The sequence below is a fragment of the Amycolatopsis lexingtonensis genome (assembly GCF_014873755.1).
GTDB lineage: Bacteria > Actinomycetota > Actinomycetes > Mycobacteriales > Pseudonocardiaceae > Amycolatopsis > Amycolatopsis lexingtonensis.
Window position 1 is genome coordinate 7,132,162 of the sequence record NZ_JADBEG010000001.1, and the last position, 25,454, is coordinate 7,157,615.

29 protein-coding genes are annotated in these 25,454 nt (G+C 71.1%); 14 read left to right on the forward strand and 15 right to left on the reverse strand.

Annotated elements, in window-relative coordinates; all coding sequences use genetic code 11:
* The first annotated feature begins 30 nt into the window (after positions 1-30).
* Complete coding sequence (locus H4696_RS32780; RefSeq protein WP_211299628.1) at positions 31-885, forward strand: helix-turn-helix transcriptional regulator; 855 nt, start codon at positions 31-33, stop codon at positions 883-885.
* 1 nt (position 886) lies between these two features.
* Here H4696_RS32780 and H4696_RS32785 read toward each other — a convergent pair whose 3' ends face one another.
* The 4 genes from H4696_RS32785 to H4696_RS32800 form a co-directional block, all read right to left on the reverse strand.
* Complete coding sequence (locus H4696_RS32785) at positions 887-1,792, reverse strand: haloalkane dehalogenase (protein WP_169734868.1); 906 nt, start codon at positions 1,790-1,792, stop codon at positions 887-889.
* 77 nt (positions 1,793-1,869) lie between these two features.
* Positions 1,870-2,322 carry a DUF350 domain-containing protein gene (locus H4696_RS32790; RefSeq protein WP_086857388.1) on the reverse strand — a complete coding sequence of 151 codons (453 nt, stop codon included), beginning with the start codon at positions 2,320-2,322 and terminating at the stop codon, positions 1,870-1,872.
* A gap of 45 nt (positions 2,323-2,367) precedes the next feature.
* Positions 2,368-3,534 (reverse strand): glutathionylspermidine synthase family protein, encoded by a 1,167-nt coding sequence (locus H4696_RS32795; RefSeq protein WP_086857387.1) that lies wholly within the window; start codon positions 3,532-3,534, stop codon positions 2,368-2,370.
* Positions 3,535-4,077, reverse strand: coding sequence for a hypothetical protein (locus H4696_RS32800; RefSeq protein ID WP_086857397.1), 543 nt, complete (start codon positions 4,075-4,077; stop codon positions 3,535-3,537). It lies immediately after the preceding gene.
* A 154-nt stretch (positions 4,078-4,231) separates the two neighbouring features.
* Between H4696_RS32800 and H4696_RS32805 the strand changes: the two genes are divergently transcribed.
* The 4 genes from H4696_RS32805 (at position 4,232) to H4696_RS32820 (ending at position 7,462) form a co-directional block, all read left to right on the forward strand.
* Positions 4,232-5,260 (forward strand): septum formation family protein, encoded by a 1,029-nt coding sequence (locus tag H4696_RS32805; protein WP_086857386.1) that lies wholly within the window; start codon positions 4,232-4,234, stop codon positions 5,258-5,260.
* On the forward strand, positions 5,260-5,610 hold the full coding sequence (locus H4696_RS32810) for a metallopeptidase family protein (RefSeq protein WP_086857385.1): 351 nt from the start codon (positions 5,260-5,262) through the stop codon (positions 5,608-5,610). Before H4696_RS32805 ends, H4696_RS32810 begins: the two co-directional genes overlap by 1 nt.
* 88 nt (positions 5,611-5,698) lie before the next feature.
* A complete protein-coding gene (locus H4696_RS32815) occupies positions 5,699-6,934 on the forward strand; it encodes an MFS transporter (protein ID WP_086857384.1) in 1,236 nt (411 codons plus the stop codon).
* Between the two features lie 48 nt (positions 6,935-6,982).
* Positions 6,983-7,462, forward strand: a complete 480-nt coding sequence (locus H4696_RS32820; protein WP_086857383.1) for a hypothetical protein — start codon at positions 6,983-6,985, stop codon at positions 7,460-7,462.
* Here the strand turns inward: H4696_RS32820 and H4696_RS32825 are convergent.
* From H4696_RS32825 to pheA, 3 genes are all read right to left on the reverse strand, one after another.
* Positions 7,459-8,100 (reverse strand): DUF4232 domain-containing protein, encoded by a 642-nt coding sequence (locus H4696_RS32825; protein ID WP_225955868.1) that lies wholly within the window; start codon positions 8,098-8,100, stop codon positions 7,459-7,461. The genes H4696_RS32820 and H4696_RS32825 overlap by 4 nt on opposite strands.
* A 123-nt stretch (positions 8,101-8,223) precedes the next feature.
* Positions 8,224-8,841, reverse strand: a complete 618-nt coding sequence (locus H4696_RS32830; protein WP_086857381.1) for a histidine phosphatase family protein — start codon at positions 8,839-8,841, stop codon at positions 8,224-8,226.
* Complete coding sequence (gene pheA / locus H4696_RS32835; RefSeq protein ID WP_086857380.1) at positions 8,838-9,746, reverse strand: prephenate dehydratase; 909 nt, start codon at positions 9,744-9,746, stop codon at positions 8,838-8,840. Before pheA ends, H4696_RS32830 begins: the two co-directional genes overlap by 4 nt.
* A 99-nt stretch (positions 9,747-9,845) precedes the next feature.
* Between pheA and H4696_RS32840 the strand changes: the two genes are divergently transcribed.
* The 3 genes from H4696_RS32840 to H4696_RS32850 all read left to right on the forward strand — a co-directional run bounded on the left by H4696_RS32840 (position 9,846) and on the right by H4696_RS32850 (position 11,893).
* Positions 9,846-10,466 carry a macro domain-containing protein gene (locus tag H4696_RS32840; protein WP_086857396.1) on the forward strand — a complete coding sequence of 207 codons (621 nt, stop codon included), beginning with the start codon at positions 9,846-9,848 and terminating at the stop codon, positions 10,464-10,466.
* A gap of 116 nt (positions 10,467-10,582) precedes the next feature.
* Positions 10,583-11,515: a type I pantothenate kinase gene (gene coaA, locus H4696_RS32845; protein WP_086857379.1), complete on the forward strand. Its 933-nt coding sequence runs from the start codon at positions 10,583-10,585 to the stop codon at positions 11,513-11,515.
* Positions 11,516-11,737: 222 nt separating this feature from the next.
* Entirely contained in the window at positions 11,738-11,893 is a 156-nt protein-coding gene (locus H4696_RS32850) for a hypothetical protein (protein WP_169734867.1), read from the forward strand.
* A gap of 3 nt (positions 11,894-11,896) precedes the next feature.
* Here H4696_RS32850 and H4696_RS32855 read toward each other — a convergent pair whose 3' ends face one another.
* The 3 genes from H4696_RS32855 to H4696_RS32865 form a co-directional block, all read right to left on the reverse strand.
* Positions 11,897-13,405 carry a hypothetical protein gene (locus tag H4696_RS32855; protein ID WP_192782663.1) on the reverse strand — a complete coding sequence of 503 codons (1,509 nt, stop codon included), beginning with the start codon at positions 13,403-13,405 and terminating at the stop codon, positions 11,897-11,899.
* Between the two features lie 187 nt (positions 13,406-13,592).
* Positions 13,593-14,915 carry a DUF6880 family protein gene (locus tag H4696_RS32860; RefSeq protein WP_338064872.1) on the reverse strand — a complete coding sequence of 441 codons (1,323 nt, stop codon included), beginning with the start codon at positions 14,913-14,915 and terminating at the stop codon, positions 13,593-13,595.
* 88 nt (positions 14,916-15,003) lie between these two features.
* The gene (locus H4696_RS32865; protein ID WP_086857377.1) at positions 15,004-15,924 is read right to left on the reverse strand and encodes a nitrate- and nitrite sensing domain-containing protein; all 921 of its coding nucleotides are present in this window, start codon (positions 15,922-15,924) and stop codon (positions 15,004-15,006) included.
* Between the two features lie 134 nt (positions 15,925-16,058).
* Here H4696_RS32865 and H4696_RS32870 point away from each other — a divergent pair, with 134 nt between their 5' ends.
* Complete coding sequence (locus H4696_RS32870) at positions 16,059-16,376, forward strand: nucleotide pyrophosphohydrolase (protein WP_086857376.1); 318 nt, start codon at positions 16,059-16,061, stop codon at positions 16,374-16,376.
* On the opposite strand, the gene H4696_RS32875 is transcribed toward H4696_RS32870, so the two are convergent.
* Together H4696_RS32875 and H4696_RS32880 are read right to left on the reverse strand one after the other, a co-directional pair.
* Complete coding sequence (locus tag H4696_RS32875; protein WP_086857375.1) at positions 16,373-16,675, reverse strand: DUF3024 domain-containing protein; 303 nt, start codon at positions 16,673-16,675, stop codon at positions 16,373-16,375. The two genes, H4696_RS32870 and H4696_RS32875, sit on opposite strands and share 4 nt — an antisense overlap.
* Positions 16,676-16,698: 23 nt before the next feature.
* Positions 16,699-17,250: a P-loop nucleotide/nucleoside kinase family protein gene (locus H4696_RS32880; protein WP_086857374.1), complete on the reverse strand. Its 552-nt coding sequence runs from the start codon at positions 17,248-17,250 to the stop codon at positions 16,699-16,701.
* A 79-nt stretch (positions 17,251-17,329) separates the two neighbouring features.
* On the opposite strand from H4696_RS32880, the gene H4696_RS32885 reads away from it, so the two are divergent.
* A complete protein-coding gene (locus H4696_RS32885) occupies positions 17,330-18,001 on the forward strand; it encodes a Crp/Fnr family transcriptional regulator (RefSeq protein ID WP_086857373.1) in 672 nt (223 codons plus the stop codon).
* Between the two features lie 104 nt (positions 18,002-18,105).
* Positions 18,106-18,849, forward strand: coding sequence for a nucleotidyl cyclase domain-containing protein (locus H4696_RS32890; protein WP_086857372.1), 744 nt, complete (start codon positions 18,106-18,108; stop codon positions 18,847-18,849).
* On the opposite strand, the gene H4696_RS32895 is transcribed toward H4696_RS32890, so the two are convergent.
* Positions 18,825-19,193 (reverse strand): hypothetical protein, encoded by a 369-nt coding sequence (locus H4696_RS32895; protein ID WP_143264972.1) that lies wholly within the window; start codon positions 19,191-19,193, stop codon positions 18,825-18,827. The two genes, H4696_RS32890 and H4696_RS32895, sit on opposite strands and share 25 nt — an antisense overlap.
* Positions 19,194-19,271: 78 nt before the next feature.
* Between H4696_RS32895 and H4696_RS32900 the strand changes: the two genes are divergently transcribed.
* From H4696_RS32900 to H4696_RS32910, 3 genes are read left to right on the forward strand one after another with little or no spacing between them, the layout of a single operon-like run.
* Positions 19,272-20,819 (forward strand): hypothetical protein, encoded by a 1,548-nt coding sequence (locus H4696_RS32900; RefSeq protein WP_143264971.1) that lies wholly within the window; start codon positions 19,272-19,274, stop codon positions 20,817-20,819.
* Positions 20,816-21,781, forward strand: coding sequence for an SPFH domain-containing protein (locus H4696_RS32905; protein WP_143264970.1), 966 nt, complete (start codon positions 20,816-20,818; stop codon positions 21,779-21,781). The genes H4696_RS32900 and H4696_RS32905 overlap by 4 nt, the downstream gene beginning before the upstream one ends.
* 37 nt (positions 21,782-21,818) lie before the next feature.
* Positions 21,819-24,077 (forward strand): helicase-associated domain-containing protein, encoded by a 2,259-nt coding sequence (locus tag H4696_RS32910; protein WP_086857369.1) that lies wholly within the window; start codon positions 21,819-21,821, stop codon positions 24,075-24,077.
* On the opposite strand, the gene H4696_RS32915 is transcribed toward H4696_RS32910, so the two are convergent.
* Both H4696_RS32915 and H4696_RS32920 read right to left on the reverse strand, forming a co-directional pair.
* Positions 24,047-24,697, reverse strand: a complete 651-nt coding sequence (locus tag H4696_RS32915; RefSeq protein WP_086857368.1) for a class F sortase — start codon at positions 24,695-24,697, stop codon at positions 24,047-24,049. The genes H4696_RS32910 and H4696_RS32915 overlap by 31 nt on opposite strands.
* On the reverse strand, positions 24,694-25,188 hold the full coding sequence (locus H4696_RS32920) for a calcium-binding protein (protein ID WP_086857367.1): 495 nt from the start codon (positions 25,186-25,188) through the stop codon (positions 24,694-24,696). The genes H4696_RS32915 and H4696_RS32920 overlap by 4 nt, the downstream gene beginning before the upstream one ends.
* Positions 25,189-25,454: the final 266 nt, after the last annotated feature.

Below are 25,454 nucleotides of genomic sequence, written 5' to 3' on the forward strand. Positions count from 1 at the left end.
GCCAGGACAACGGGCGCGGGCTCGTCGAGAATGGACGGTGTGGAGGCGTGGGAGTTCGGCCGGACGGTCCGCCGCTGGCGTGATCGCGTGGCCCCCGAGGCCGTCGGCGTCCCGGCAGGCCGGCGACGCCGGGCCAGTGGGTTGCGCCGCGAGGAGCTGGCCGCGCTCGCGGGCATCTCGGCCGACTACCTGACCCGCCTCGAACAGGGCCGCGCGACCGCGCCCTCGGCTCAGGTGGTGGAGTCGCTGGCCCGGGCGCTGCGCGTGTCCGACGTCGAACGCGACCTGCTCTACCGGCTGGCCGGGCACGCCGCACCCGGGCCGGACGTCGTGCCGTCGCGGGTCGCCCCGAGCGTCCAGCGGCTGCTCGACCGCCTGGCGCACACGCCGGTGGTCGTCTACGACGCGAGCTGGACCCTCGTGCTGGCCAACGCGCCCTACAACGCGCTGATGGGCGACACGACCGCGTGGCGCGGGCTGGAGCGCAACGCCGTCTGGCGCAACGTCACGCGCCTGCCGTCACGGGTCGTCCACAGCTCGAAGGAGCAGGCGGAACACGAGGCAAGGCTCGTGGCCGACCTGCGTTTGACGGCCTCGCGTTACCCCGCGGACCACGCCTTAAGGCGCTTGATCGCCGACCTGACCGCGGGCAGCCCGCGCTTCGCCGAGCTTTGGGACGCCGAGGCCCCGCCACCGCCGCCCGACCCGTCCCGGCGCAAGACGATCGACCACCCGGCGGTCGGCCCGCTCACCCTCGACTGCGACACGCTGCTCGTCGCCCAGGACGACTTGCGGATCAGCGTCTACACCGCCGAACCCGGTACCGAGGACGCCGACCGCCTGGAGCTCGCCACCGTCCTCGGTACCCAGTCGCTGGACGTCTGAGTCAGCCCCGCACGAACGTCACCACGTGCTGGGCCAGCTCCTCGCCCTTGTCCTCCTGCAGGAAGTGCCCCGCGTCCGCGATCACCGGGTGCTCCAGTCCCGCGGCGCCCTTCATCGAGCGCTGCAGGATCGGCGCCATCCCGCCGGTGATCGGGTCGCCGTCGGAAAACGCCACCAGGAACGGGATTTCCAGCTCGGTCAACGTCTTCCACGCCGCGCGGTTCGCTTCCGAGGCGGGGTCGTCCGGCCGGTAGGGCACCAGCCCCGGCATCGCCCGCGGCGCCGCCTTGTACATCTCGTTCGGGAAGGGCGCGTCGTAAGCCGCGCGCACCTCTTCCGGCAAGGAAGACTTGCAGCCCGACTGGACGAACCGGGCGACGTCCAGCACCGGGGCCTTCTGGACGGCCTCCCGGAACGAATGCCACACCGCCGGCATGTCGATGTCGCCCGTGGGCAGGCCGGTGTTGGCCGCGACCACCCGCGCGAACCGCGACGGGTTCTCCGCGACCAGGCGCAGCCCGATCAGGCCGCCCCAGTCCTGGCCGACCAGCGTCACGTCGTGCAGGTCGAGCGCGTCGAACGCGAACCCGCGCATCCACTCCACGTGGCGCGCGTACGTGTGGTCCGCCAGGTCGCCCGGCTTGTCGGAACGGCCGAAGCCGACCAGGTCCGGGGCGATCGCGCGCAGGCCCGCCGCCGCCAGGACCGGCAGCATCTTCCGGTACAGGTACGACCAGCTCGGTTCACCGTGCAGCAGGAGGACGACCGGGCCGTCGGCCGGGCCCGCCTCCACGTAGCCGACTCTGATCACGCCGCCGTGCGGGTCGTCGAGTTCGACGTAGCGAGGCTCGAAGGGGAAGTCGGGCAGGTCCGTGAACCGGTCGTCCGGTGTCCTCAGCAGGCGCACGAACCCCACGCTAGTGCGAACGGCCGATCGCGGCCACGATCAGGCCCGATCGGCCCACGCCGACCGGGCACGCGCCGTCAGGAGATACCGACCGCCACCACGAGGCCCAGGCCGATGTGCGCCGCCGCGACGACGATGCTCACCGGGGCGAACTTCTCGCTCTCGATGGTCGACGCCACGTCGATGCGGGTCGCCCACTCGAGCAGCCGGACCGCGATGACCTGGACGGCGATCCCGAGCAGGCCGTAGACCAGCGACGTGACCAGGCCCTCGGTCAGGTCGCTCGCCGAGTTGAAGATCGCCACGACGACGATGAACGACATCGCGAGCAGGCCGGACGCGGTCACGATCACCGCGTTCGGCAGGCCGGCGTGCACCAGCTTCGACAGCTTGCCGGGCGTGGTCCAGTCGATCGCGTAGAAGCCGGCGAACATCAGCAGCAGGCCGACGACGCCGTACAGCAGGATCGCGCCGATCCCCCGCACGAGGTCGGAGCCGAACGTGTCGGACAGCGCAAGGGTCGTGTTCACGAATTGTCTCCCAGGGGAAAAGAGCTGATCAGCGACGGTGTTCTATCACGACTCGACGATGCGATGTGGGACAAATGCCGCACCGTCGTCGGTGACCAGGCCGCCGGTCTCCCGGATGCCGAGGCCCGCGGAGCTGTCCCCGACGATCCACGCGCCGAGGGCCGGCCGGTAGCCGTCGAACTCGGGCAGCGGGTCGAACGCCTGGTAGACGAAGCCTTCGGCGCCGTAGACGCCGTCGGTCTGGGTCTCGTAGCCGGTCGCGACGATCTGGACGTTCGCGCCCTCGCGGCCCAGCTTCGGCTTGCGGACGTACTCGGTGAGCAGGCCGGGGTCGTCGGCGAACGCGGGCAGCAGGTTCGGGTGGCCCGGGTAGTTCTCCCACAGGATCGCCAGCAGCGTCTTGTTGGAGAGGATCATCTTCCAGAGCGGCTCGATCCACAGCGTCCGCGGCAGCGACTCGACGGCGTGGCGGCCGAACTCCTCGTCGACCACCCACTCCCACGGGTACAGCTTCAGCACGGTCGCCATCTGCTGCTCTTCGAGGTCGACGAACCGCTTGAGCACCGGGTCCCAGCCGATCTCCTCGATCGCCAGCCCCACCGTGTCGAGCCCGGCCTCGGCCGCGGTCTCCTGCAGGTACGCCGTGGTGACGTTGTCCTCGCCGCTCGGGTCCGCGGCCGACCAGGTGAAGTGCAGTTCGTTCGACGGCAGCTTGTCCTGCAGCTGCCCCCAGCGCTCGACGAGCTTCTCGTGGATCGAGTTCCACTGGTCGTCGTCCGGGAAGACGTCGGTCTTCCAGTGCCACTGCAGCAGCGACGCCTCGAGCAGTGTGGTCGGGGTGTCCGCGTTGTACTCCAGCAGCTTCGCCGGCGACTTGCCGTCGTAGCGCAGGTCGAACCGGCCGTAGACGTGCGGGTCCTGCCGCTTCCACGACTCGGCGATGTGCGGCCAGACCCACTCGGGGATGCCGAACCGCTGGTAGCCCTCGGTCGTCACGACGTTGTCGACGGCCTCGAGGCACATCGAGTGCAGCAGTTCGACGTCGGCTTCGAGCGAGAGGACCTCGTCCATTTCGAAGACGTAGTGCACGGACTCGTCCCAGTACGGCCGCATCCGGCCGCTGCTGTCGCGGGCCGGCGTGCCGTAGACGAGCCCCTGCTCCTCGACGATCCGCTGCCAGTCACGCCGCGGCTCGTGCCGGTCCCGATACACCTACGATCCCCCGCTCTTGCCGCTGCCGCCGGTGCTGCCGCTCTTGCCGCTGATGCCGAAGCCGCCCCGCTGGACGGACTTGCCGGACTTCGTGTTCACGCTGGTCCGCGACGACGGCGGGTCGTACGAGCCGCCGGAGACGTGCTGCCCGATCGTGCCGGTGCCGCCGTAGTTGTAGCGGTAGCTCTGGTAGCCGCCGGTGTTGATCGGCAGGAACAGGAAGCCGCCACTGTGGTAGCCGCCGTGGCTGGTGACGTAGTTGTCGTCGCAGTAGTCGTCGTTCTGGACGACGCCGTCCTTGTCGGTGCAGACCGCCGTGACGCTGCCGGTCGGCCTGGCGACCGTGTAGAACGTCGCGACCAGGCCGACGAGCCCGACCGTGACCCCGCTGCCGATGAGGATCTTGCGCCGGGTCGCGGCCTTGGCGTCGGCCTGGCGGGCCAGCTCCTGGTCGCGTTCCTCCTGCGCGAGCGCCTGCTGCCGCGCCCGCTGCTCGGCGACCGACGGCTGCCTCGGCTGCGTGTTCGAGTCCTGGAATCTCATCGAACCGCGCTTCGGCGGCTCGGGGGGCGGCTGGTCCCCAGTGTTGTTGTCCTGCGTCATGTGCGCTCCGTAATCCCGGCCACCACGAAACCGTGACCCACCCTAACCACCCAGGTCGCGCACGTCGCGCGCGGCGCGGGCATCATGGACTGCGATGTCTCCCAGCGCCGATCGGTTCCCCACCGCCACGCAGACGCTGCGCACCCGCGTCGTGATGGGCGGGATCTTCGCGGGCGCGCTCATCGCGCTCGCCCTCAGCGTCGTCTTCTCCTGGAGCGACGGCGTCGCCGGCGGCTCCGGCGGTGGCGCCGGCAAGTTGTCCGCGGCCGCGCAGGAGGCGTTCCACTCGCCGCCCGGCAGCTGCCTGACCTGGGACAACCCGGACGCGAGCGACGCGCGGAAGGTGGCCTGCACCGAACCGCACCTGTTCGAGGTGACCGCGCTGGCCGACATCGGCGCCCAGTTCCCCGAGGGCGCGCCGGTGCCCTCGCTGGACCAGTGGCAGCAGATCGCGCAGCAGAAGTGCACCTCGGACGTGAAGCCGTACCTCGGCCACAACCTCGATCCGTACGGGAAGCTGACGACGAACCTGCTGCGTCCCACTCCGTCGCAGTGGGACGACGGCGACCGCCAGCTGCGGTGCGGCCTGCAGTGGGCGGGCCCCGGCGGCAAGCTGCTGCCGACGACCGGGCCGGCCAAGCAGCAGGACCAGTCGCTGGTCTTCGAGCCCGGCACCTGCCTCGCGCTGCAGGGCAAGGCGCCCGGCGACCCGATCGACTGCGCCAAGCCGCACTCCTACGAGATCGTCGCGACCCTCGACCTCAAGACGAAGTTCAAGGACGGCTACCCGAAGCAGGACGACCAGAAGGCCTGGCTCGACACCGAGTGCAACAAGGCGGCCGCGGACTACACCGGCGGCGCCGACCTCGACGCGAAGAAGCTGATCCTGACCTGGGACCTGCGGGAGCAGGAGAGCTGGGACGCCGGGTCCGCCAAGGTCAACTGCAAGGTGGCGGCGCTCCTGCCGGACAAGAGCGGCCTGCAGGCGGTCACCGGCAGCGTCAAGGCCGCGCCCGCGGGTCCCGACGGCGGCCAGCCCCAGGACGGCGGCCCGCCGTCGGACGGCGGTGGCGGCCCGGCCACGTCGGCCTCGGCCCCGCCGTCGTCGAAGAAGAACGGCTGATGCCGGTCGAGATGAGCCGGGAGCGGTTCGAAGAACTGGTCTCGGAAGCGCTGGACGAGGTGCCGCCCGAGTTCGCGCGGGCGATGGACAACGTCGTCGTGCTCGTCGAGGAGTTCAACGACGAGGCCCCGGACATCCTCGGGCTCTACCACGGGGTCGCGCTGACCGAGCGGACGTCGTCGTACGGCGGGGTGCTGCCCGACCGGATCTCGATCTACCGGCAGCCGATCCTCTCGATGTGCGAGGACGAGGACGAGGTCGTCGAAGAAGTCCTGATCACCGTGGTGCACGAGCTGGGCCACCACTTCGGCATCGACGACGCCCGCCTGCACGAACTCGGCTGGGGCTGAGCCCGCACCGTGACCACCAACGGGTGACCGCGCGCTTATCCTGTTACTCGAAGTCATTGGGTGACTGCGATGAGTGCCGGGGGCCCCGATGGACAACGCGCGAAGACTCCCGTGGCTGCTGACGTCGAGCGCGGCTTCGCACCTCGGCGACGGCATCGGCAAGGTGGCCCTCCCCCTGCTGGCCACGACCCTCACCCACGACCCGGTGCTCATCGCCGGGCTGTCCGCCACCCAGTTCCTGCCGTGGCTGCTGTTCGCCGCCGTCGCCGGGGCGCTGGTCGACCGGATCGACCGGCGGCGCGCGATGGTCGTCGCGAACACCGTCCGCGCGGCCGCGGTCGGCGTGCTGGCGGTGCTGGTCGCCACCGGCGCGATGACGATCTGGCTGGTCTACCTCACCGCACTCGTCATCGGAACGGCCGAGACGATCGCCGACAGCGCGGCGAACGCGCTGGTCCCGGCGGTCGTCGGGGCCGGCTCGCTCGACGCGGCCAACAGCAAGCTGCAGGCGTGCGAAATCGTCGGCCAGACGTTCCTCGGCGGCCCGGTCGGCAGCCTGGCGTTCGCGCTCTTCGCCGCGTTCCCGTTCTTCCTCGGCTCCGCGGGATTCGCGATCGCGGCCGCGGTGCTGCTCGGGCTCACCGGCACCTACCGCGGGCGCGGCGAGGAGCAGCCGGCGCGGTTGCGCACCGAGCTGGCCGACGGCCTGCGCTGGCTGCGCGGGCGCCCGCTCCTGATGCGGCTGGTCGTCGTCGCCGGCCTGCTCAGCCTGGTCAGCGAGCTCGCGCAGGCGCAGCTGGTGCTCTACGCGCTCGACGACCTGCGCCTGTCGGACGCAGCCTTCGGGTTCTTCGCGTTCGCCGGCGGGATCGGCGGCCTGGTCGGCGCGGGCGTGGCACCGCGGCTGGTACGCGCGGCGGGCCGACGCGCGGTCGTCGTCGGCGGGGTCGTCTGCTGCGGAGCCGGCTTCGGCGGGATGGGCCTGGTGCGCTCGCCGGTCGCGGGGGCCGCGCTGTTCGGCCTGTTCGCGGCCGCGGTCGTCGTGGTGAACGTCGTGCTCGCGACCGCGCGCCACACGCTCGTGCCGGGCGAGCTGCTCGGCCGGGTGCTCGGCGTGTGGCGCACGGTCGTCTGGGGCGCGATCCCGCTCGGCGCCCTGCTCGGCGGGGTGCTGACCGGGGCGCTCGGGTCGGCCGCGCGGACGTTCGCCGTGTCCGGATTGGCCATGCTGGTGATCGCCGTGTTCGCGTTCGGCGCGCTGCGGCGTTTCCCGCTCGGTGACGAATCGGACTCAGCCACGGCGCTGATGCACCAGGATCCGTGAATGTGAGCTGAAATAGCTCCTCACCCAGGTGGTGGTGAGGAGGCGACCATGCGCACCGTGGACACCGGGACCGGCACCGACGCCGCGCCCGACTTCGAGGAGTCCCCGGCCGAGTCCGGCGAACCCACCGCACCACAGCCGTCACGCCGGCTGCTGGTGCTCTGCGCGGTCGCCGGGTTCGTGCTGGGCGGCAGCGTGCTCGGGCTGCTCTGGGGGCTGTCCGGGGTGCACGCCGGCGCGCTCGACGACGCCGTCGCGGCGTGCCAGGCACTCGACCGGGTGGGCGAGCTGCCCGACACGAGCCGGGACGCGCAGCCGTCGCTGACACCCGGCCTCAGCGCGGAACGGCTGCAGCGCATGACGGCGGCCCGCGCGCTTTCCGCGGCCGCCGCGCAGGTCAACGCCAACTACCAGCCGCTGGCCGACCACATCGACGGCGTCACCCGGATGGTGCTGAGCCTGCACTTCAACGACATCTCCGGGCAGCGGCACCTGGCCGAGGCCAAGGAGATCTGCGGCCGCATTTAGGCCGGGTGGACCGTTTTCACCGCGAGCTGGTTGCCGGGGATCTTCGTGCTCGCGCAGCCGGTGCCCTCGGACGGCAGGAAGTTCGACGCCGTCTCCTGCGGCAGGTAGATCCGCAGGCCCTTCACCGCCGTCGGCTGGCACGTGTTCGGGTCGAAGTTCTGCACGTTGACGAACTGGACGTCGGCGACCGCGGTCTGGCCCGGGTTCAGCTTGACCGCGTTGCCCTTGGTGCCTTCGCGGAAAGCGTCCTTGCCGACCTGGTGCCCGTCCGCGCCCGCCACGTAGGAAACGCCGGGGAACCCCTGGATGGTGCACGGCTTCGAGCTGGAGTTCGTGATGAGCAGCGGCCGGTACGTCGACCCGGCGCCGGCGTCACCCTGGCCGAGCGCGAGCTTGACGTCCCCCGCCTTGCAGAGCCCGTTGTCCGCGGGCTGGGCGACCGGCGCCGACGCCGGCGTCGAGCTGCTCGGGGCGGATGTGGCCGTGGTGACGGTGGCGGAGGTCGGCGACGCCGAGGTGGACGGCGTCGAGCTGCTCGCCGCGGGGGTGGCCCCACCGCCCCCGCAGGCGGAAAGCGCGAAAACGCCCGCCGAAGCCGCGACCACCGGGAACAACCGTGAAAGCTTCGTCCGAACCATGTCAATCGCCTCCCTGGTGTGGTGCTACTGGGTAGACGTACGGATCTCCGGCAGGTTGGTTCGCACCGTTAATTCCCCACCAAACGTTTCTCAAACGTGACGGGATCACACTTTCGTGGCGATTTACAGCGGGGTGTCGACCCAGGTCAGGCAGTGCCATTCCCCGTCCGGCCGGGTTTCCAGCTCGACCAGGCCGGTGTTCGGGATCAGCGCCGCGTTGGCGACGTCGGCGTGGACGTTCGGCGCCAGCCACTCGCCCGCCAGCCGGATCGCGCCGCCGTGGCAGACCAGCGCGACGACACCGTCCGGATCGGCCTGCTCGTGCTTGGCCCGCAGCGCGCCGACGGCGTCGAGCATCCGGGTGCGCACGCTGGTGCCGCTCTCGCCGCCGGGCAGCGACGGCTCCAGCTCGCCGAGCGTCCAGCGCCGGACCGTTTCCAGGTAGACCCGGATCGACGCGTGGTCGGTCGCGCCCTCCAGATCGCCCGCGACGACCTCGTGTACGCCGTCGACGACCTGCACGTCCAGCGAGAACCTGGCGGCCAGCGGCGCCGCGGTCTGCTGGGCGCGGGTCGCCTGCGACGCGTAGACCGCGACCAGCGGTTCTTTCTCGAGCCGCACGGCCAGCCGGTCCGCCTGCGACCGGCCGAGGTCGGTCAGCGGCGGCCCGGGCAGGGCGGTGTCGAGCGCGCCGCGGACGTTCCCTTCGGTCTGCCCGTGCCGGATGAGCAGCAGCCTCACGCGAGCTCCCCCTTGCGGACCGCGTCGGCCCACACCGCCGCTTCGACGAAGTCGTCGTTGCCGGCGCCGTCTTCGATCGTGGAGCGGATGCCGTCCGCGCGGGGGTGCGAGCCGAGGAACCGCAGGTTGCGGCAGTGCCGGCGCAGCGCGGTCAGCGCGTCGAGGATCCGCGGCTCGGCCACGTGGCCCTCGAAGTCGATGAAGAAGCGGTATTCGCCGAAGTTGTTGCGCGTCGGCCGGGCGTCGAGCCGGGTCAGGTTGATCCCGCGGTCGGCGAGCGCGGTGAGCAGCTCGGCGAGCGTCCCGGTGCGGTTGACGGCCGCGGCGACCACCGACGTCCGGTCCGCGCCCGTCGGCTCCGGCAGCTCGCCCGGCGGGCGGACCAGCAGGAACCGCGTCGCCGCGTCGCCGACGTCGGCGACCTCGGTGGCCAGCACCTCAAGGTCGTAGTGCTCGGCCGCGACCGGCGCGCAGACCGCGGCGTCGAACTCGCCGTCAAGCACGCCGACCGCGGCGGCGGACGTCGACGACGACGCCACCGGGTGCGCGCCCGGGAGGTTCGCTTCGAGCCACTCGCGGACCTGGCCCAGCGCGTGCGGGTGGCTCGCGACGGTCCGGATCTCGCCGCCGCCGCGCCGGGTCAGCACGCTGAAGTGGATCGGCAGGATGGCTTCGGCGACGGCGACCAGCGGGGTCGCCTCGCTGAGCGCGTCGAGCGTCGCGGGCACCACGCCCTCGACCGAGTTCTCGATCGGCACGCACGCGGCGTCCGCCCCGCCCTCCCGGACGGTCGTCAGCGCCTGCCGCACGGTCTCGACCGCGATCAGCTCTTCGCCGGGGGCGAGGACCCGCGCGGCCTGTTCGGTGAAGGTCCCCCGGGGGCCGAAGTATGCGATCCGTGACACAGCACCCAGGTTACGGGGCAAGGGGGTGGCGACTTTCACTCGGACAGCCGGTACGTGAACCGGTTACGCCGGGTGGCGTTTTTTGCGATGCTGGGGTGCGTGACCGCCGACTCCGGCACGCACACCGGCCGCGGGGACGCACACCCGCCGGTCTCCCCTCGGACCCCCGAGCTGGTGCTGTGCGCCGTCGATGAACCACTCGCCACCGCCTGGACCGCCGCCGTGGAAAAGCTGGCCGGCCAGGTCCGGGTGCACCGCGGGTCGGTGCTCGACGTCGTCGCGCAGGCCGTGGTCAGCCCGGCCAACTCCTACGGCTGGATGCGCGGCGGCATCGACGCGGTCTACGCGCGCGCGTTCCCCGACGTCGAGCAGCGCGTCCGCAGCGCTGTCCTGGCCTTCCACGGCGGCGAGCTGCCGATCGGCGAGGCCGTGGTCGTGCCGACCGGCGAGACCGAGCCGGCCTGGCTGATCAGCGCGCCGACCATGCGCGAGCCCGGCGAGCTGCTGCCCGCCGACACCGTCCACCCCTACCTCGCCGCCCGCGCGGTGTTCCTCCAGTGGCGCGACGGGCAGCTCGACGACGGCCCGGTGCGCGAGCACGTCGGCACCATCGCGATGCCGGGACTGGGCACCGGCGTGGGCGGCGTCGCCCCGGCGACGTGCGCCCGGCAGGTCGCGGCCGCGTGGGACGAGGTCTTCGGGAACCGTTACCCGCGGTAACCCCCTGAAAGTCAGGGGGTGGACTACATCACAGCGCGTTCACCCGCCGTAAGCCCTACCGTTAATCACGCAGGTGAAACGTGCGCCAGTGCAGGCGACGGCCGGAGGAGTGTGCGATGACCCGGGTCCGCGAACTCAGCCCGTATGTCGAGCTGCACCGGGAACAATGGAAAGAACTGCGGAGTTCGACGCCGCTGCCGCTGACCGCGGCCGAGCTGCTGCGGCTGCGCGGGCTCGGCGAGCAGGTCGACCTGGCCGAGGTCGCCGACGTCTACTTGCCGCTTTCCCGCCTGATCAACCTGCAGGTCGCCGCGCGCCAGCGGCTCTACGAAGCGACGACGACGTTCCTCGGTGACGACTCCCGCGGCACGAAGGTCCCGTTCGTGATCGGCATCGCGGGCAGCGTGGCGGTCGGCAAGTCGACCACCGCCCGCATCCTGCGCACGCTGCTCGCCCGCTGGCCGGACCACCCCCGCGTCGACCTGGTCACCACCGACGGCTTCCTGTACCCGCGCGCCGAGCTGATGCGGCGCGGGATCATGCACCGCAAGGGCTTTCCCGAGAGCTACGACCGCCGCGCGCTGCTGCGGTTCGTCACGGAGGTCAAGTCGGGCGCCGAGCGCGTCGCCGCGCCGGTGTACTCGCACCTGGCCTACGACATCCTGCCCGGTCAGGAGCAGGTGGTGCAGCAGCCGGACATCCTCATCGTCGAGGGCCTGAACGTGCTGCAGCCGGGGCCGCGGCTGATGGTGTCCGACCTCTTCGACTTCTCGATCTACGTCGACGCGCACACCGGCGACATCGAGCGCTGGTACATCGAGCGGTTCCTCGAGCTGCGGCACACGGCGTTCGCGGACCCGGCGTCGCACTTCCACCACTTCGCCGGCCTGCCGGACGACGAGGCCCGCGCCGAGGCGAAGCACCTGTGGCGGTCGATCAACGAGCCGAACCTGATGGAGAACATCAAGCCGACCCGGCCCCGGGCGACGCTGGTGCTGCGCAAGGACTGCGACCACGCGATCAACCGCGTCCGGCTCCGCAAGCTCTGAACCTCCGGTCACGCGGCCCGTCACCCACATGCCGCGCATTCCCACCCTGAGCGAGTGCGCGGCCACGATTTGTCGTGCTCTCGCGACTCTCCGCGCCGGATCCCGGCCGATCGGCCGAGGCGCGGCCTTCAGGCGTAACCGGTTGGCCGATACCGGGCGCCGGTTGCGAAAGCGACCCTGAAGGAGTCGGGAAAACGGCTCTGAGCTGGGAGGAGGCCCACGATGTTCGCCATGATCCTCACGTGGGTCGGTGCGGTGCTCGGTCTGGCGTTGCTGATCGCGATGGCCGCCGGAACGTTCGTCGTGGACTTCGACGACCGGCTGCAGGAGCGCCGCCGGAAGGCGAAGGCCGCCGAGCCCGCAGGCCCCCTCCCCTAGCCGTCAGAGTTCGCCGAGCGCCTCCAGGTAGGCGTCCGGGTCGTACTCCAGCGTTTCGCCGTCCACCAAGCTGCCTTCCAGCGCGTCGATCAGCTGCTCGAAGATCTCGTCGCGGTCGAGCTCGCCCTCACGCAGGCGCTCCACGGTCTGCCAGACCTCGGCGGGCTCGTCGTCCCACAGCTGGTCGACGATGGTCGCGCGCAGGATGAGCCGCTGCTCTTCCTCGTCTTCGTCGGCTTCGGCGATGACGAGCGCCCGGCGCTGCTCGGCGTCGGTCGGGTCGAGGTCGACCTCTTCGTCGTCGATCTCCGTGGTCAGCGACGGCACGGCGAACATCCGGCGCTCCAGCGCGTCGGCCAGTTCGCTCGGCGACAGGTCGCCGACACCGCCGAAGTAGCGCTCCAGCGGCGAGTCGTCCTCGTCGGCGTACTCGCTGAGGTAGTCGGCCACGGCCTCGTCGAGGGCGGCGACCGCGGTCTCGGTCAGCCCGGCCCGCTCCGCCGTCCACTGCACCCAGGCCAGCACGACCGGCTCGACGGCTTCCTCGTGGTCGGCGTCGAGCTCGTACTCCTCGCCCAGCAGGCCCTCGAGGAAGCGCGCGATCTTCTCCGGGCCGACGCGCAGCGGGTTCGCCGGGTCGGTGCGCAGCCCGTGCTCCAGCAGCAGGCGGCCGAGCGCGCGGGCGGCGTCGGCGTCTTCCCCGCTCGCCGCGACGAACTGCTCGACGACGGCGGCCCGCTCGGCTTCCGACCAGACGGCCACCTCGGGCACGAGCGCGGGCTCCGGCAGCGCGCGGCACCAGGTGAGCGCGACCGCGTGGAAGCGCGCGTAGTCCTCGCTGACGTCGGCGTCCTCGAGGTGGTCGGTCGCGGCGAGGCCGTCCGCGATCAGGCGGTGCGCCTCGGCCGGGGCGACCGCTTCGAAGACGACCAGCTCCGGGTCCGCTTCGGCCTGCTCGCGCATTTCGCCGAGGACGTCGGCGGGCTGCTCGATCACGACGAGGTCCCGCACCCGGCCGCCCTCGGTGAAGTCGAGGAGCGCGAGCAGGCCGTACGCCTGGCCATCGTGGGAAAAGACGCAGAGCAGCGAAGACTCGTCGCCGTAGACGTCGCCGGTCCGCCAGCACTCGCCGGCGGTCACGCGGCCCAGCTCGCCGGCCCAGGCCGGCGCGGGGATGCCCCGGCCGAGGACGACCTGCAGGCCGTCTTCGGCGGCCTTGCGCTCGACGTCGGTTTCGGCGACGACCTTGAGCGCGGCCAGCAGCGCGGCGGCGCCCGGGGTGATCTTGCGCTGCGCGAAGCCGATCAGCTCCAGGCCGAGCGGCTCTTCACCCGCCTCGACCGGCACGTCGCGGAACTGGCCGAGCACCTCGGAGGCGAGCAGCTCGACGTCGACCGGCGCGGGCTCGGCACCCAGCGCCGAGAAGTCGTTCAGGACGTCCTTGAACAGGCCGGTCACGCTGTGGGTGACGGGCTGCGGCTGCCTCTTGCGGGCACGACTCACCGGGCTCATGGACTCATGTTTTCACCTGCCCGCGAGCCGGTCGCGGTGGCCCTGGCGCGGGTCCCGGTCGCGTGCCCGGCGGGGAGGCGCCGAGCGGGGGCGACGGAACAGGGCCACCGCGACTGCATGGGCCAAGGCGTCGCCACCGAGGCGGGCTCGCGGTGTCCCGGTGCACGTGCACACCGGTTCATCCGGGTCAACGAGGTGCGCGGGGGGAGGTTACGGCTTTGGGCAGCGCGATTCTCGCGGCCCGGATTTCCGTGATCAGGCGGGATTTCCGGCGGTGGGTTTCCACCAGCGCGGCGAGGTAAGCGGTGAATTCGTCCGCGGTTCCGGCGCGTTTGTGCAAGCCGCGCAACAACTTCAGCCGGCGCGCGGCTTCCTGGTAGGCCTGCGGGTCCTTGCGCTCGATCAGCTCGTCGACGTGCTCGCGGAAAACCGGGATCGTCTCGGCCGGGTGCTCGGTCGCGCGCAGCTCGGCCAGTTCGAGCTTCAGCTCCGGCGACGCCCCGAACCGGACGCAGGCACGCCAGGCTTCGTCCGGACGGCCGTCGTCGAGCAGGACGCGGACGAGCTCGTCGGCCCCGCCCTCCGCGGCGCGTTCGCGCAGGCTCGCCAGCGCGTCCCGCCGCTGCGCCGTCCACTTGCCCGCGGCCTGCGCGGCTTCGCGCAACGCGGCATACGTCTCGCGGCCCGGCCGCGCGTCGAACTCCTTGCGGCGACGGGAGGTCTCGTCCTCGGGCTCCGGCGGCGACGGCGGCTGCTTGTCGTGGGTGAGCGCGCGGGCGGCGTGCGCGATGGCCTCGCTGTGCCGGCCCGCGGCCCGCAGCACCCGGACGATCTTGAGGCTGACGTCGACGCGCGGCGGCTTCGCCGACAGGATCGCGACCAGCTCGTCGACGTCGCCGCGCACCTCGGCCAGCTGTTCCCGCAGCCGTTCGGCCACGTCCCGGCGGTGACCGGGGCCGCTCGCTTCGAGGACGTCGTCGACGACCGACTTGATCAGCTTGAGCCCGCGTTCCCCCAGCGCGGACGCGAAGTCGGCGAGGTCGATCACCGGCCAGCCCGGGCCGTCGAACTCGACCTCGACGATCCAGCCGGCCAGCTTCTCCGGGTCCGGCGGCCGGGCGGCGCACGCGCGGGCGTACAGCTCGACGGCCCGGTCCAGCCGCTCGCCGAGGTCGCCGGTATGGTCGCCCGACTGCTCCAGCACTTCGCTGATGTCGTCGACCGTGCGCCGGGCCAGCGGGGCCAGGTCGGCGCGGCTGCCGGCGTCGAGCATCCGCTGCAGCGTGTCCAGTACCGCGCCGATCTTCGCGGTGTACTCCACGTTCCCGTCGGTCACGGCGGTGTCGAGCAGGCGGTGCGCCTCGCTGACGTCACCGGATTGGGTCGCGGCGCGCAGTTCGAGCGAATGCCGCAACTCAGGGTCACGCTCGGCCTGGGCGTGCAGCAGGTCCGCCAGCGTCTCCGCGTCCAAAGTGCGCAGGTAGGGGCGAAGATCCGAGTGGGGACTCACGCGCACCAGTCTGCCTGAGCCCGCCAAGCCGGCGTGTGGGCCAACCGCGTGCTCTTTTCGGAGTAACGCGTGACTCTCGGTGAGGCCCTCACTGGCGGCGCAAGTCGTCGAGCACGGCTTTCAGCGGCCACGGCTCGGGCGCCTTCGGCCGTCGTGACCGTGCGTGGCGGGGACGTGGGATGGCCGAGCGCACGGTGGGGACCATGATCGGGACGACCGGCACCGGCACCCGCGCCACGAGCCGCCGCACGACGACGAGCAGGAGCACCGCGCACAGCAGCAGCGCGGTCCCCGCGGACAGCGCGCCGGCGAGCGTGCGGCGGCCGTCGTCGAGCGTGAGCTGCACGGCGTACTGGCTCTGCTGGGTGTAGAGCCGGCCGAGCTGTTCGGAAACGGTGAAGGCGGCACTGCGCCACGTGGACTCGGGCACGGGCAGGGGTTCGGCGGCGGCGAACGCGTCTTCGACGGCGGCCAGCCTGCTCCAGTCGGCGCTGCGGGTGAGCGACTCGTACGCCGTCCGGCCACTGTCGGTGAGCTGCGGCGCGACCCGCGTCAGCCCGGCCCGGTACGCGGCGACGGCGGAGGCGTACGGCCGCCGCGTGACACCGTCGAGGCCGGCCAGCGCGAGGGAATCGGAGCGGTCCATGCCTTCGGCGACGGAAAGCAGCTCGACGGCGGTCGTCTGCTGGTAGGCCGATTCGGCGTCCGGCGCGCGGCGGACGTAGTCGCGCAGCCCGGCGATGGCGGTGTCGATCCGCTGGGTGTAGCTCGCGTACGCGGCGGTCCGCAGTTCCGGCGCGGCCATCGCCGCGCTCCGCTGCGCCTGCAACGCGACCACGGACCTGGCCGTCCGATCCGCCGCCGTCGCCGTCTCCACCGCGAGGTCGCGCGTGCGAACCGCTTGGTGGACCAGGAAAGCGGTGATGACGACCGCCACGACGACGAGGGCACTGCCGGGGATGAGCGCGATGCCCAGCATGCGGCCGCGGACGGATCGCAGGTACTTCAAGACGTTCCTTTCCCAGCCCTGGGCCCCGCAAGCATCCCCGACGAAGTGCAACCTATTGAGTGAGAGATTCACCGGTCAACGCCAATCCGCCATACGGCCGTTAGCGCACCGTGACGGCCGGGCACAATCGCCGGGTGACCTTCGACGACGTGACCCAGCGCCTGCGCGGCTTCGCGGCCGCCCGAGCCTGGGAGCCGTTCCACACGCCCAAAAACCTCGTGATGGCGCTGTCCGGCGAGGTGGGCGAACTGACCTCGCTGTTCCAGTGGCTGACGCCGGAGGAGTCCGACGCGTGGCGCGAAGACGCGGAGCTGGAGGCCAAGGTGCTCGACGAGATCGCCGACGTCACGCTGTACCTGCTGCAGCTGGCGGACCGCCTCGGCGTCGACCTGCCGGCCGCGGCGCACGCGAAGATCGACCGCAACGAGGTCCGCTTCCCGCCGCCCGCCTAGTCCCGCTCGCAGCGCCGTTCGATCTCGGCCAGCAACGGCGGCGGCGTGCTCGCCACGGGCGCGTCCGGGTGCGCCAGCCACTGCCCGTCCCGGTCGGCCCAGAACACCGACCAGATCCCGAATTCGTCGACACGCAGCTGCGCGATCTCCCGCTCGGTCCCGGCCCGCAGCTCGAAGATGGTGACGGCCCGCCCCCGCGTGCGGCACTCGACCCGCCGCTGGTCACGCAGGTGTTCGGGCACGCGCCGGGCACACCAGCGCTCGATCTGCCGCAGCGCGAATTCCGGGATGCCCGCCATGCCGACCAGTGAACCGGACCGCCTCACCGCCCGCGCAGGTGGGCGACGACGGCGTCGTAGGTCTCCTCGGGAGCCCGCCCGTCGGTCTCGACGACGACGCACCCGGGCCGCTGCGGCAGGTAGGCGGTGAGCTGGTCGTGGATCCGCTCGACCATGGCGGTGCCGCCCCGCGAGTTCACGACGTCGTCGACGCCCTTGGTCGCGGCGTCCCCACTGGCGGCCCGCGCGGCGAACCGCTCCGTCGCGACGGGCTTGCCGGCGGTGAGCAGGATTTCCCGGTACTCGGCCCCGCAGTCCGCGGCGACGCGCTCGAAGGCCTCGACGTCGACGACGCGGGTGGCGAGCTGCGGCATGACGACGTCGTGCCCGGTCTTCAGGTGCGTCTCGGCCATGGCCCGGGTGAGCAGCTGCGCGGCCCGGAAGGTTTCGAAGAAGGTCTCCCGCCAGCCCCCGATGAGGCAGACGACCCGGTCGGTGTCGAGGTTCAGCACCCCGGGATGCCGCTCGGCGTAGGCCTGCGCGATCGTGGACTTCCCGATCCCGGACGGCCCGTTCAAGTGGATCAGTCTCGGCACCTCCCCGACCCTAGCAGCGGGCGTCGAACCACCCGTTCGGCGTCATGATTCACCCCGACCGGGTGCTGAAACTGGACCGATGGACAGGGGACATCAGGATTCTTTCGGCGCGAAGGTCGGCCAAGAAGCATTGCAAGCACTCAGGACCAGGGGTATCACCCGGAAATTCGGGGAAAACGATCAGTTGTTCATGGAGAACGAGTGCTCGGGCAGCGTCTTCCTCGTCGAATCCGGGTTGATCAAGGTGTACGTGACAGCGGCCAACGGCAAGGAGCTGATCCTGGGCATCTACGGCCGCGGTGAGCTGCTCTGCGAGCTCAGCGCGATGGATCGGGCGCCACGTTCCGCGAGTGGCCGGGGCCGGACGAGCGGGACGATCACGGAAATCCCCGGCGCCGAGTTCCGCGCGTTCATCGGCCGCCACCCGGCCGCGATGCAACACGTGCTGAGGACCGTTCAAAATCGCCTCCACCACGCGGACCGGGAACGCCTGTCCTACCTTTCCGACGGAGTGCGGGTACGGGTCATCCGGAGGTTCCTGCACTGGGCCGATCAATACGGCCGGGAGGGCTGTGGCGGGATCGAGATCACGGGCTTCTCCCGACGCGATCTGGCGCAAAGCGTCGCCGCCTCGGAGAAGACAGTCGACGACGTGCTGACGGCGCTGACCGCCGAAGGCTCCATCGCCACCAACAAGAAGTGGTTCCTGCTGCGCGACATCGAGGGGCTGCGGCAGTCCGCCGAGGCCTGACTCCCGAGCACGCACGAAGCCGCGATCCTGTCTCCCGGATTCCCGGTGGTGACGCACCGTGCGCGTGTCGAAGACTGCCTCCACCGACGAGACGGGGTGGCTGGATGAGCGAGATGCCCACGACAAAAGCACTGTTCGGCTTCGATGTGATCGGTTCGTCCAGAAACGACGACGACCAGCTCGAAGAGGTCCGGCAGACGGCGAACGAACTGGTCGGAGAAGCGTTCGAGCGTTCCGGCGTCGACGTGGCCGGGAAGGTCAACCACTCGGGCACCGGGGACGGCTACTTGGCGGCCTTCCCCGAACCGAGCCTGCCGGCCCTGATCGACGCCGCCTACTTCCTGCACGGCCAGGTCTACCTCCGCAACCGCCGCTTCCTCCCCCAGATCGGGCTCCGCGTAGCCGTACACGCCGGACCGCTCGAAGTCGTGGCAGGCGACAGTTTCCAACGTCCGATGATCGAGCTTTCCCGCCTGCTGGAGGCCACCGTGGTCAAGGGCATCATCGGACGCCTCACCGGACGACGGCCGGTCACCGTGGTCGCTGTCCTTTCGGAGCAGGCCTACCGGGTGGCGGTCCGGGCCGGGCGCACGAACAGGTTGCTTCCCCACGACTTCAGCCCGGTCGCCATCAGCAACAAGGAGTTCGACGAGACCTCCTGGGTCTGGATTCCCGGGGTGGCCATCGACGACCTGCTCGCCGCCCCGATCCCGGAGACCCAGCCGCACCCCGAACCGGTCACGCCGACGGGTGGCCAGGTGATCAACGGCGGCGTGCAGGGCACCGGTTTCATCGGTAAGAACGAGGGCTCGATCGTCAACAACTACCTCGGCCGGAAGCGGCCATGACCGCCGCTGCCGAAGCAGAGCCGTCCGCCGCCGAAAAGCCGGATGAAGCAGCCGGGAACGATCCCGTCACCGACAAACTCACGGTTGTCACGAACAACGGCGTCCTCGCCCACCACCTCCACATGGACGGAAAACCGGACGAGGACACGGAGGTCAAAACCGGCCTGGTCTACGGGCCGGTGGCCGACTCCCTGGTTGACCAGGCGGTGACCGCGTTCTGCGTCCCGGGTGGCTACGGCCAGGCCGGCCGGATCCTGGCCGAACACCGGCTGGTGCTTCTCTGCGGCCGGTCGAGTGGCCGCAGCCTGGCCGGGGTCCGGCTGCTGATCGACGCGAACACGCACGACCTCAAGCGGCTGGACCCGACCAAGGACGCCCGGCAGCTCGTCGGACTACGACCGGGTGAAGACACCGTCGGCTACTTGTGGGACGACGTCGACGCGAAGGCCTGGTGCGGCGAACTCGACTACCACGTTCTCGGCCAGCTGGCCCACGCGCTCGTCGAAAGCGACGCCTACCTGGTGGTCACGTTCGCCAACGAGGACATCGACCTCGAACGCGCCCGGCCCTACGTGGCCGAGCTGACGCCCGCCGAGCCGGCCGAGATGATCCGCGCCCACCTGCGGGCCCGGGGGTACCGGATCGACCTGCTGACGACGTTGGACGAGGAGAACGACCTCAGGGACTGCGCCCCGAGGCGAGCTTCCGAGATAGCTCGCCTGCTCGGCGCCATGGAGGACGGCCGCTTTTCGGAAGAAGACATCAAGGCGGCCATCCGGCGCCGTGGCGACGAGGATGTAGCCGCGTGGTTCGCGGACAACGAGGACATCCCGGCGCGAGCGCTGGCGATCACCGTGGCCTTGATGGAAGGCAGTGCGTACAACCACGTCGCAGCTGCCGCGAAGAAGCTGGAGGACGTCCTCAGCAACCCCGAAAACGACGAGCTCTGGCCGTACTTGCCGCCTGACCTGTTCGAGGAGACCCGAGCCGAACGACTCCGCCGGGTTCGTGCCCGGCTCCGGGCTCCGGAGGCCTGGCAGCTCACCGACCCCGAACCCGTCGTGTTCGCCAGACCGGGCTGGGGCGCGAGACTGCTCGCTTACGTCTGGAAGGAGTACGAGCGCATCCGGCCGATCCTCCAGTCTTGGATGGGCGAGCTGAACAACGAGCTCCCCCGAATGTCCGAGCGGCACAACGAGGCCATGAGCCGCTTCGGCCGGATGCTCGCGAAGGCGGCTGAGCCGGATCCCTTCAGCTGGGTGCGCCCCTGGGTTGACGGCACGCGGTTCCAGCAGTCGATGGCCGCGCTGATCTTGAGCGGAATGTGTGAGAACACCGTCTACGTGCAGGGAACCAAGAACCGGGTCAACTCGTGGTCGCACCACTGGGTCGACGAGAAATTCCGGTTCACCGCGGTTCTGGTGTGCCGAAACACCTTCGGGCAGAACCACCCTGAATTCTCGTTGAGCCAGTTGAGGAAGCTGACGAGGAACAGCGACAAGTTCATCCAGCGCGAGATCGTGCGGTCGTTGAAGTCGATGCTGGACGAACCGAGCAACCGCAGCCTCGTGCTCAGCACGCTACCGGTTTGGATCCTCCACGGCGGCGCCACGCAACAGGACATCGCCACCCGGTGCGCCCTCTACGCGCTTCGCTTGGAGGGCGCCACCCCGTTGAAGTTCAGTGATCACGAATCCGTCGCCGTGCGGATCCTCTTCACAGTCCTGCTGGAGAACCCCCGCCGTCGCCAGGTGGTCATGTTCGGGCTTGCCTCGTGGGCTATACGTGCCGGCACGAGTGCCACACTGCGTCGAGACGTGAGTCGAGTGATCGAATTGTTGCTCACCGCGCCCGACGAGATTTTCGTGAAGCGGTTCGCCTTCTACCTCCGGAAGTCCTTCGACGAAGACCGCAAAACCACGGCCGCGCTCGCCACCCTTACCGCTGAAGTGCTCAAGGAGATCCGATGAGTGAAGAGATCGAGAACGTCTTGTGGCGAGGTGTGCGCCGCTGTCCCCGTCCAGCTCGAAGCATCCTGCGACACCAACTGCGGAAGCGGCGGACGACGGTGCTCATCGCCGAATGCGACGACGGCCACTGGGCCACGACCGACATCCGCCTGGGAGCGACCACCCAGGTGCAGAAACTCGGGCTGGGCTTGGCGAAGAGCGTCCGCCGTCTGTACGAAGTCGACGTGTCCGACAGCACGTCGACGTTCCGGACCGTGTTCGAGACAGACCAGGAAGGTGCCATCGTCGAAGGCGTCACCACCGTCCGGTGGCGGGTCACCGACCCGGTCGCCCTGATCAAGCAACCGAAAGCGGACCACGTCGACGCCATCAGGATCGAGATGGAGGACATCCTGCGTCCACTGGTTCGCAGAACGACTCTCGACGAGGTCGAGAACCTGGCGGACCGGGTGAACGAGAAGTTGAAGGCCATGCGCCCGCTGCCCGCGGGAACGATCTCGTGGGGTGAGGTCGACGCCCGTTTCCGGCTGACGGGCGAAGGTGCGCTCCACCGGTACTCCCTGGAAGAGATCAAACGCGCTCGCATAGTCGACCGGGAACGCCGGGACATGGACCGGGAGCGGATCAACTTCTACGCCGACGTGATCGACTCCGGCAAGGTCAGCCTGCTCGCGATGATGCTCAGCAACGACCGGGACGCGGTTCGAGACGTTCTGCAGCAGATCCACACCTTCGACATCCCGGTCGGCCGCTCCGTGCTCGACGCCAACGATCCGTTCCGGAACGCCGTCGGCCGGATGATGAGCGAGGCGGACGACTTCGACCTCCACGAGATGCGCCTGGCCTGGCTGTCCGGACTCACCAGCCGCAGCCGTGAGAGCGAGCTCAACAGGCTGCGGGACTCACTCGACGAAACACTCGGAGCCGATACGAGCAGTCTCAACAACGGGCACAAACCCTGACCGATCCCGCCCGGAGGCCGGCATCTAACCTGGTCCGATGACCACCGCCGAGGAGTTGCTCGGCAGGCTCGTGGGCCTGGACCGGGACGAGCTGGCGAAGGTGCTGGCCCACCGCCCGGACGTGCTGGCGGAGCCGTGGCCGCGGCGGCTCGACGTCGTCGCCGCGCGGCTCGCGTCGCTCGAATCCGTCGACGAGGCCCTGCTCGGGTTGTCCCTGCCGCAGGCGCAGGTGCTGCGCGCCGTCCAGCTGTGCGACGCGCTCCGGCAGGAGCCAGTGCCGCTCGACGACGTCCGCAGACTGCTCGGCGGCGCCGCCATCGAGTCCTTTGTGGACGAACTTGCCGAGCGCGCCCTGCTGTGGCGTGAGGCCGGCCGGGTCGTCGTGCCGGAAGTGCTGCAGCGCCACAGCTTCCGCGCCGAAGGGCTCGGCCGGCCGGTCGCCGACCTGCTCGCGGAGCTCACCACGATCCAGCGGGCGCGCCTGGCCCGCAACCTCGGCGTGCCGCCCGAGGACCTGATCCGGCACTTCCGCGACGGCGATCGCGTCCGGGAGCTGTTCGCCACCGCGCCCGAAGCGACGCGAAAGGTGTTGCGGGACATGGCCGACGGCGTCCCGGAGGTCGACGGCATGCCACCGCTCGGCTGGGCGCTCGACCACGGCTTCCTGTTCGGCACCTACTACGGCGGCACCGCGATGCCGATCGAGATCTCGCTCGCCCTGCGGGGTCCGGACCACCGGCTGCCGTTCACGCCCGCGGAGCCGGAGTACGCCGTCGCGCCCGTCGGGACCGAGCCGAGCGAGGCCACTTCGTCGGCCGCCGCGCTGCGGTTGCTGGACCGCGTTTCGGCGATCCTCGAGCTCGCCGCCGCGGAGCCGCTCCCGCTGCTCAAGGACGGCACGATCGGGGCCAGGCTGGTCAAGAAGGTCGCCAAGGACACCGGGGCGACGCCGGCGGAGGTCGAGCTGGCCATCGACCTCGCGGCGCAGGCGGGGCTGCTGCTCGCCGACGAGCCGCCGGTCCCGCGCCGCGGCCACAAGGCGCCGCCGCCCACGCTCGCGCCGGACCCCGACCTCGCCCGGCCCGCGCCGGCGTTGCTGTACCGCCTGCTGCTGACGACCTGGTGGAACCCGGTGCCGCCCGAGCACGGTACGGACGTCGACGCGTTCGTCCGGCGGCTGGTCGTGCGGCTGCTGGCGCGCCTCGAACCCGGTACGGCGATCACCGACGGGCTGACCCGCCTCGTCGAGTGGCACGCGCCGCTGCTGCCGGCCGACGACCTCGCCGGGCACGTCGAGACCGCGGTCGCCGAAGGCGAACTGCTCGGCGTCTTCGCGCACGGCGCGGTCACCGCCGCCGGGCGCGCGCTGCTGTCCGACGACGAGCTCGTCGAGGTCACCGACGCGCTCGTCGCCCGCGCGCGGACGACGGCGTTGTTCGGCACCGACCTGACGGCGATCGTGCCCGGCTCACCCGACGCCCGGCTGGCCGCGCTGCTCGACCGCGCCGCCGACCGCGAGGCCCAGGGCACCGCGACCAGCTGGCGGTTCTCCCCCGCGTCCGTCCGGCGCGCGTTCGACCAGGGCGCGACGGCCGCCGAGCTGCTCGACGACCTCGGCGCGATCGCCGCGGGCGAGCTGCCGCAGCCGCTGGTTTACCTGGTCAACGACGTCGCACGGCGGCACGGTGAGGCGCGGGTGATCGACGTCGCGAGCGTCGTCGTCGGGGAACCCGCCCTGCTGGCCGAACTCGCCGCGCACCGCAAGCTCGCCAAGCTCGGCCTGCGGTCCGTGGCGCCGACCGTGCTGACATCCACTGTGGACGCATCCGGCACGCTCGAAGCGTTGCGCGAAGCCGGTTACGCGCCGACCCGCCACGCCGCCGACGGCACCATCGTGCTGCCCGCCCGCGAACAACCCGAACCGAAGACCGTCCTCCGCGACGCCGGCCCGGATGACCGCGCGCCCGATGCCGCCGACCACGCCGAGCGCCTGCTGGCGGCCCCCGCGAGCGGCCCGGCCCTGCTGCGCGGCCAGCTCGCCCGCGCGATGAGCGACCGGTACGCGGGCCGGCTCACGCCGAAGCAGCAGCAACTCTGCTGGCAGCTCGAAGCCGGGATCCCGGTGGACGTCGTGTACCGCGCGGACGGCGCCGAGCCCGCGCGGCTGGTGATCGCGTACCCCGAGCTCGACGGCGACGTCCTCGACGTCTGGTCACTCGGCGACCGCGCCTACCGGCGGCTCGAGCTGGCGCGGATCGACCTGGCTCAGACCTCGACCGCGCTCAGCCGGGCGTAGACGACGACGTTGTCGAGGTAGTTGCCGCTCGCCCGGTCGAACGCCCCGCCGCAGGTGATGAGCCGCAGTTCGGGACCGGGCGTGTCGCCGTAGACCCGGTCGGTCGGGAACCCGGCTTTCGCGTAGCGGTCGACGCGGTAGACGGTGAAGACCGCGATCCGGCCGTCGGCGCGACCGACCCTGGCCTGCTCGCCGGGTTGCAGCTCCTTGAGCCGGGAGAAAGCGCCGGGCACGTGCTTGTAGTCGACGTGCGCGGCCAGCACCGCCGGGCCGGTCTCGCCGGGCGACGGCGCGCCGGTGAACCAGCCGACGGTCGTGGCGTCCGGCGGGACCTCGAGCGCGCCGTCCGCGGTCAGTCCGAGGTCCTCGATCCCGTCGGCCCGGACCCCGATCGCCGGGATGCTCAACGACGCCGGTTTCGCCGCCGGAAGTCCGCCGGCGGTCGCCGCTTCGGTGGCCGGACCGCCCGAGGTCCCCGTGGCGGCCGGGACCGCCGGGCTCGGCGGGGCGACCGGGTCCGGTGCCCGCGGCGACAGGAGGAGGACGAGGGCGACGGCCAGTACCACGCCGAGCGCCGCGGCGACCGCCGTGACCGCGGGCCACAGGCGCGGGTGCCTCAACTCGGGCGCCGGCGCAGGTAGAGCACCATGCCGCCGGACACCGCCGCGGCGACGAGGGCTCCGCTGAGCAGCAGGAAACCGGGGACTTCGGGGTCGGGTTCGCCGCCGCCGGTGGCCACGCCGCCGACCGGCTTGACCTTGACCTGGGTGCCCGTGGCGGGCTTCCGCGTGGTGGTCTTCGGGGCCGGCTGGGTCCGGGTCGCCGTGGTGGCGGGCCGCCCGGACGTCGGCGCGGGGGCCGTGGTGCCCTGCTGCGGGCGGTGCGGCAGGGAGTCGCAGGCGATGCCGTCGTGGTCGGCGTCGAGGTGGTTCGGATCGCCCGGCGTCGCGTCCAGGACGGCTTGCGCGTCTTCCTGGTACTGGAAATCGGGGCAGTCGACGTCGGCCGCGAGCGGGGTCGCGAGCTGCGCGGAGGCGAAGGGGACGGGACCGAGGATGGCGAGCCCGGCGACGGCGGCGGACGTCGTCAGGGCACGTCGGAACAAGGACAACGGAAGTCCTTTCGGAGGGAAACGGTGCGATTGCGTGGTTAGTATCGCGACCTCGCCGACGCTGTTACGGACCATTCCGGAATTCCCGGAATGGCAGCGATCCACCACTGCGCGGAATTCTCGTGATTATTTACCGGGTCGGCGCCGACCTGCGGATGTCCGCGCCGGAAATGCGGGCCGGGCGGAATGTTACGGCTCCCGCGGTCACACGTTGGACGTAATTCACGTGTGACGGTGCCGACCGGCCGCCGCCCGGCGTCCGGCAA

What these genes read in the sequence shown, in the direction of transcription:
- H4696_RS32910 (WP_086857369.1), top strand. Translation starts at nt 21,819, where the DNA reads ATGACCACCGCCGAGGAGTTGCTCGGCAGGCTCGTGGGCCTGGACCGG.
- H4696_RS32810 (WP_086857385.1), top strand. Translation starts at nt 5,260, where the DNA reads ATGCCGGTCGAGATGAGCCGGGAGCGGTTCGAAGAACTGGTCTCGGAA.
- H4696_RS32815 (WP_086857384.1), top strand. Translation starts at nt 5,699, where the DNA reads ATGGACAACGCGCGAAGACTCCCGTGGCTGCTGACGTCGAGCGCGGCT.
- H4696_RS32825 (WP_225955868.1), bottom strand. Translation starts at nt 8,100, where the DNA reads ATGGTTCGGACGAAGCTTTCACGGTTGTTCCCGGTGGTCGCGGCTTCG.
- coaA (WP_086857379.1), top strand. Translation starts at nt 10,583, where the DNA reads ATGACCCGGGTCCGCGAACTCAGCCCGTATGTCGAGCTGCACCGGGAA.
- H4696_RS32850 (WP_169734867.1), top strand. Translation starts at nt 11,738, where the DNA reads ATGTTCGCCATGATCCTCACGTGGGTCGGTGCGGTGCTCGGTCTGGCG.
- H4696_RS32875 (WP_086857375.1), bottom strand. Translation starts at nt 16,675, where the DNA reads ATGGCGGGCATCCCGGAATTCGCGCTGCGGCAGATCGAGCGCTGGTGT.
- H4696_RS32855 (WP_192782663.1), bottom strand. Translation starts at nt 13,405, where the DNA reads ATGAGCCCGGTGAGTCGTGCCCGCAAGAGGCAGCCGCAGCCCGTCACC.
- H4696_RS32905 (WP_143264970.1), top strand. Translation starts at nt 20,816, where the DNA reads ATGAGTGAAGAGATCGAGAACGTCTTGTGGCGAGGTGTGCGCCGCTGT.
- H4696_RS32820 (WP_086857383.1), top strand. Translation starts at nt 6,983, where the DNA reads ATGCGCACCGTGGACACCGGGACCGGCACCGACGCCGCGCCCGACTTC.
- H4696_RS32885 (WP_086857373.1), top strand. Translation starts at nt 17,330, where the DNA reads ATGGACAGGGGACATCAGGATTCTTTCGGCGCGAAGGTCGGCCAAGAA.
- H4696_RS32890 (WP_086857372.1), top strand. Translation starts at nt 18,106, where the DNA reads ATGAGCGAGATGCCCACGACAAAAGCACTGTTCGGCTTCGATGTGATC.
- H4696_RS32800 (WP_086857397.1), bottom strand. Translation starts at nt 4,077, where the DNA reads ATGAGATTCCAGGACTCGAACACGCAGCCGAGGCAGCCGTCGGTCGCC.
- H4696_RS32780 (WP_211299628.1), top strand. Translation starts at nt 31, where the DNA reads ATGGACGGTGTGGAGGCGTGGGAGTTCGGCCGGACGGTCCGCCGCTGG.
- H4696_RS32805 (WP_086857386.1), top strand. Translation starts at nt 4,232, where the DNA reads ATGTCTCCCAGCGCCGATCGGTTCCCCACCGCCACGCAGACGCTGCGC.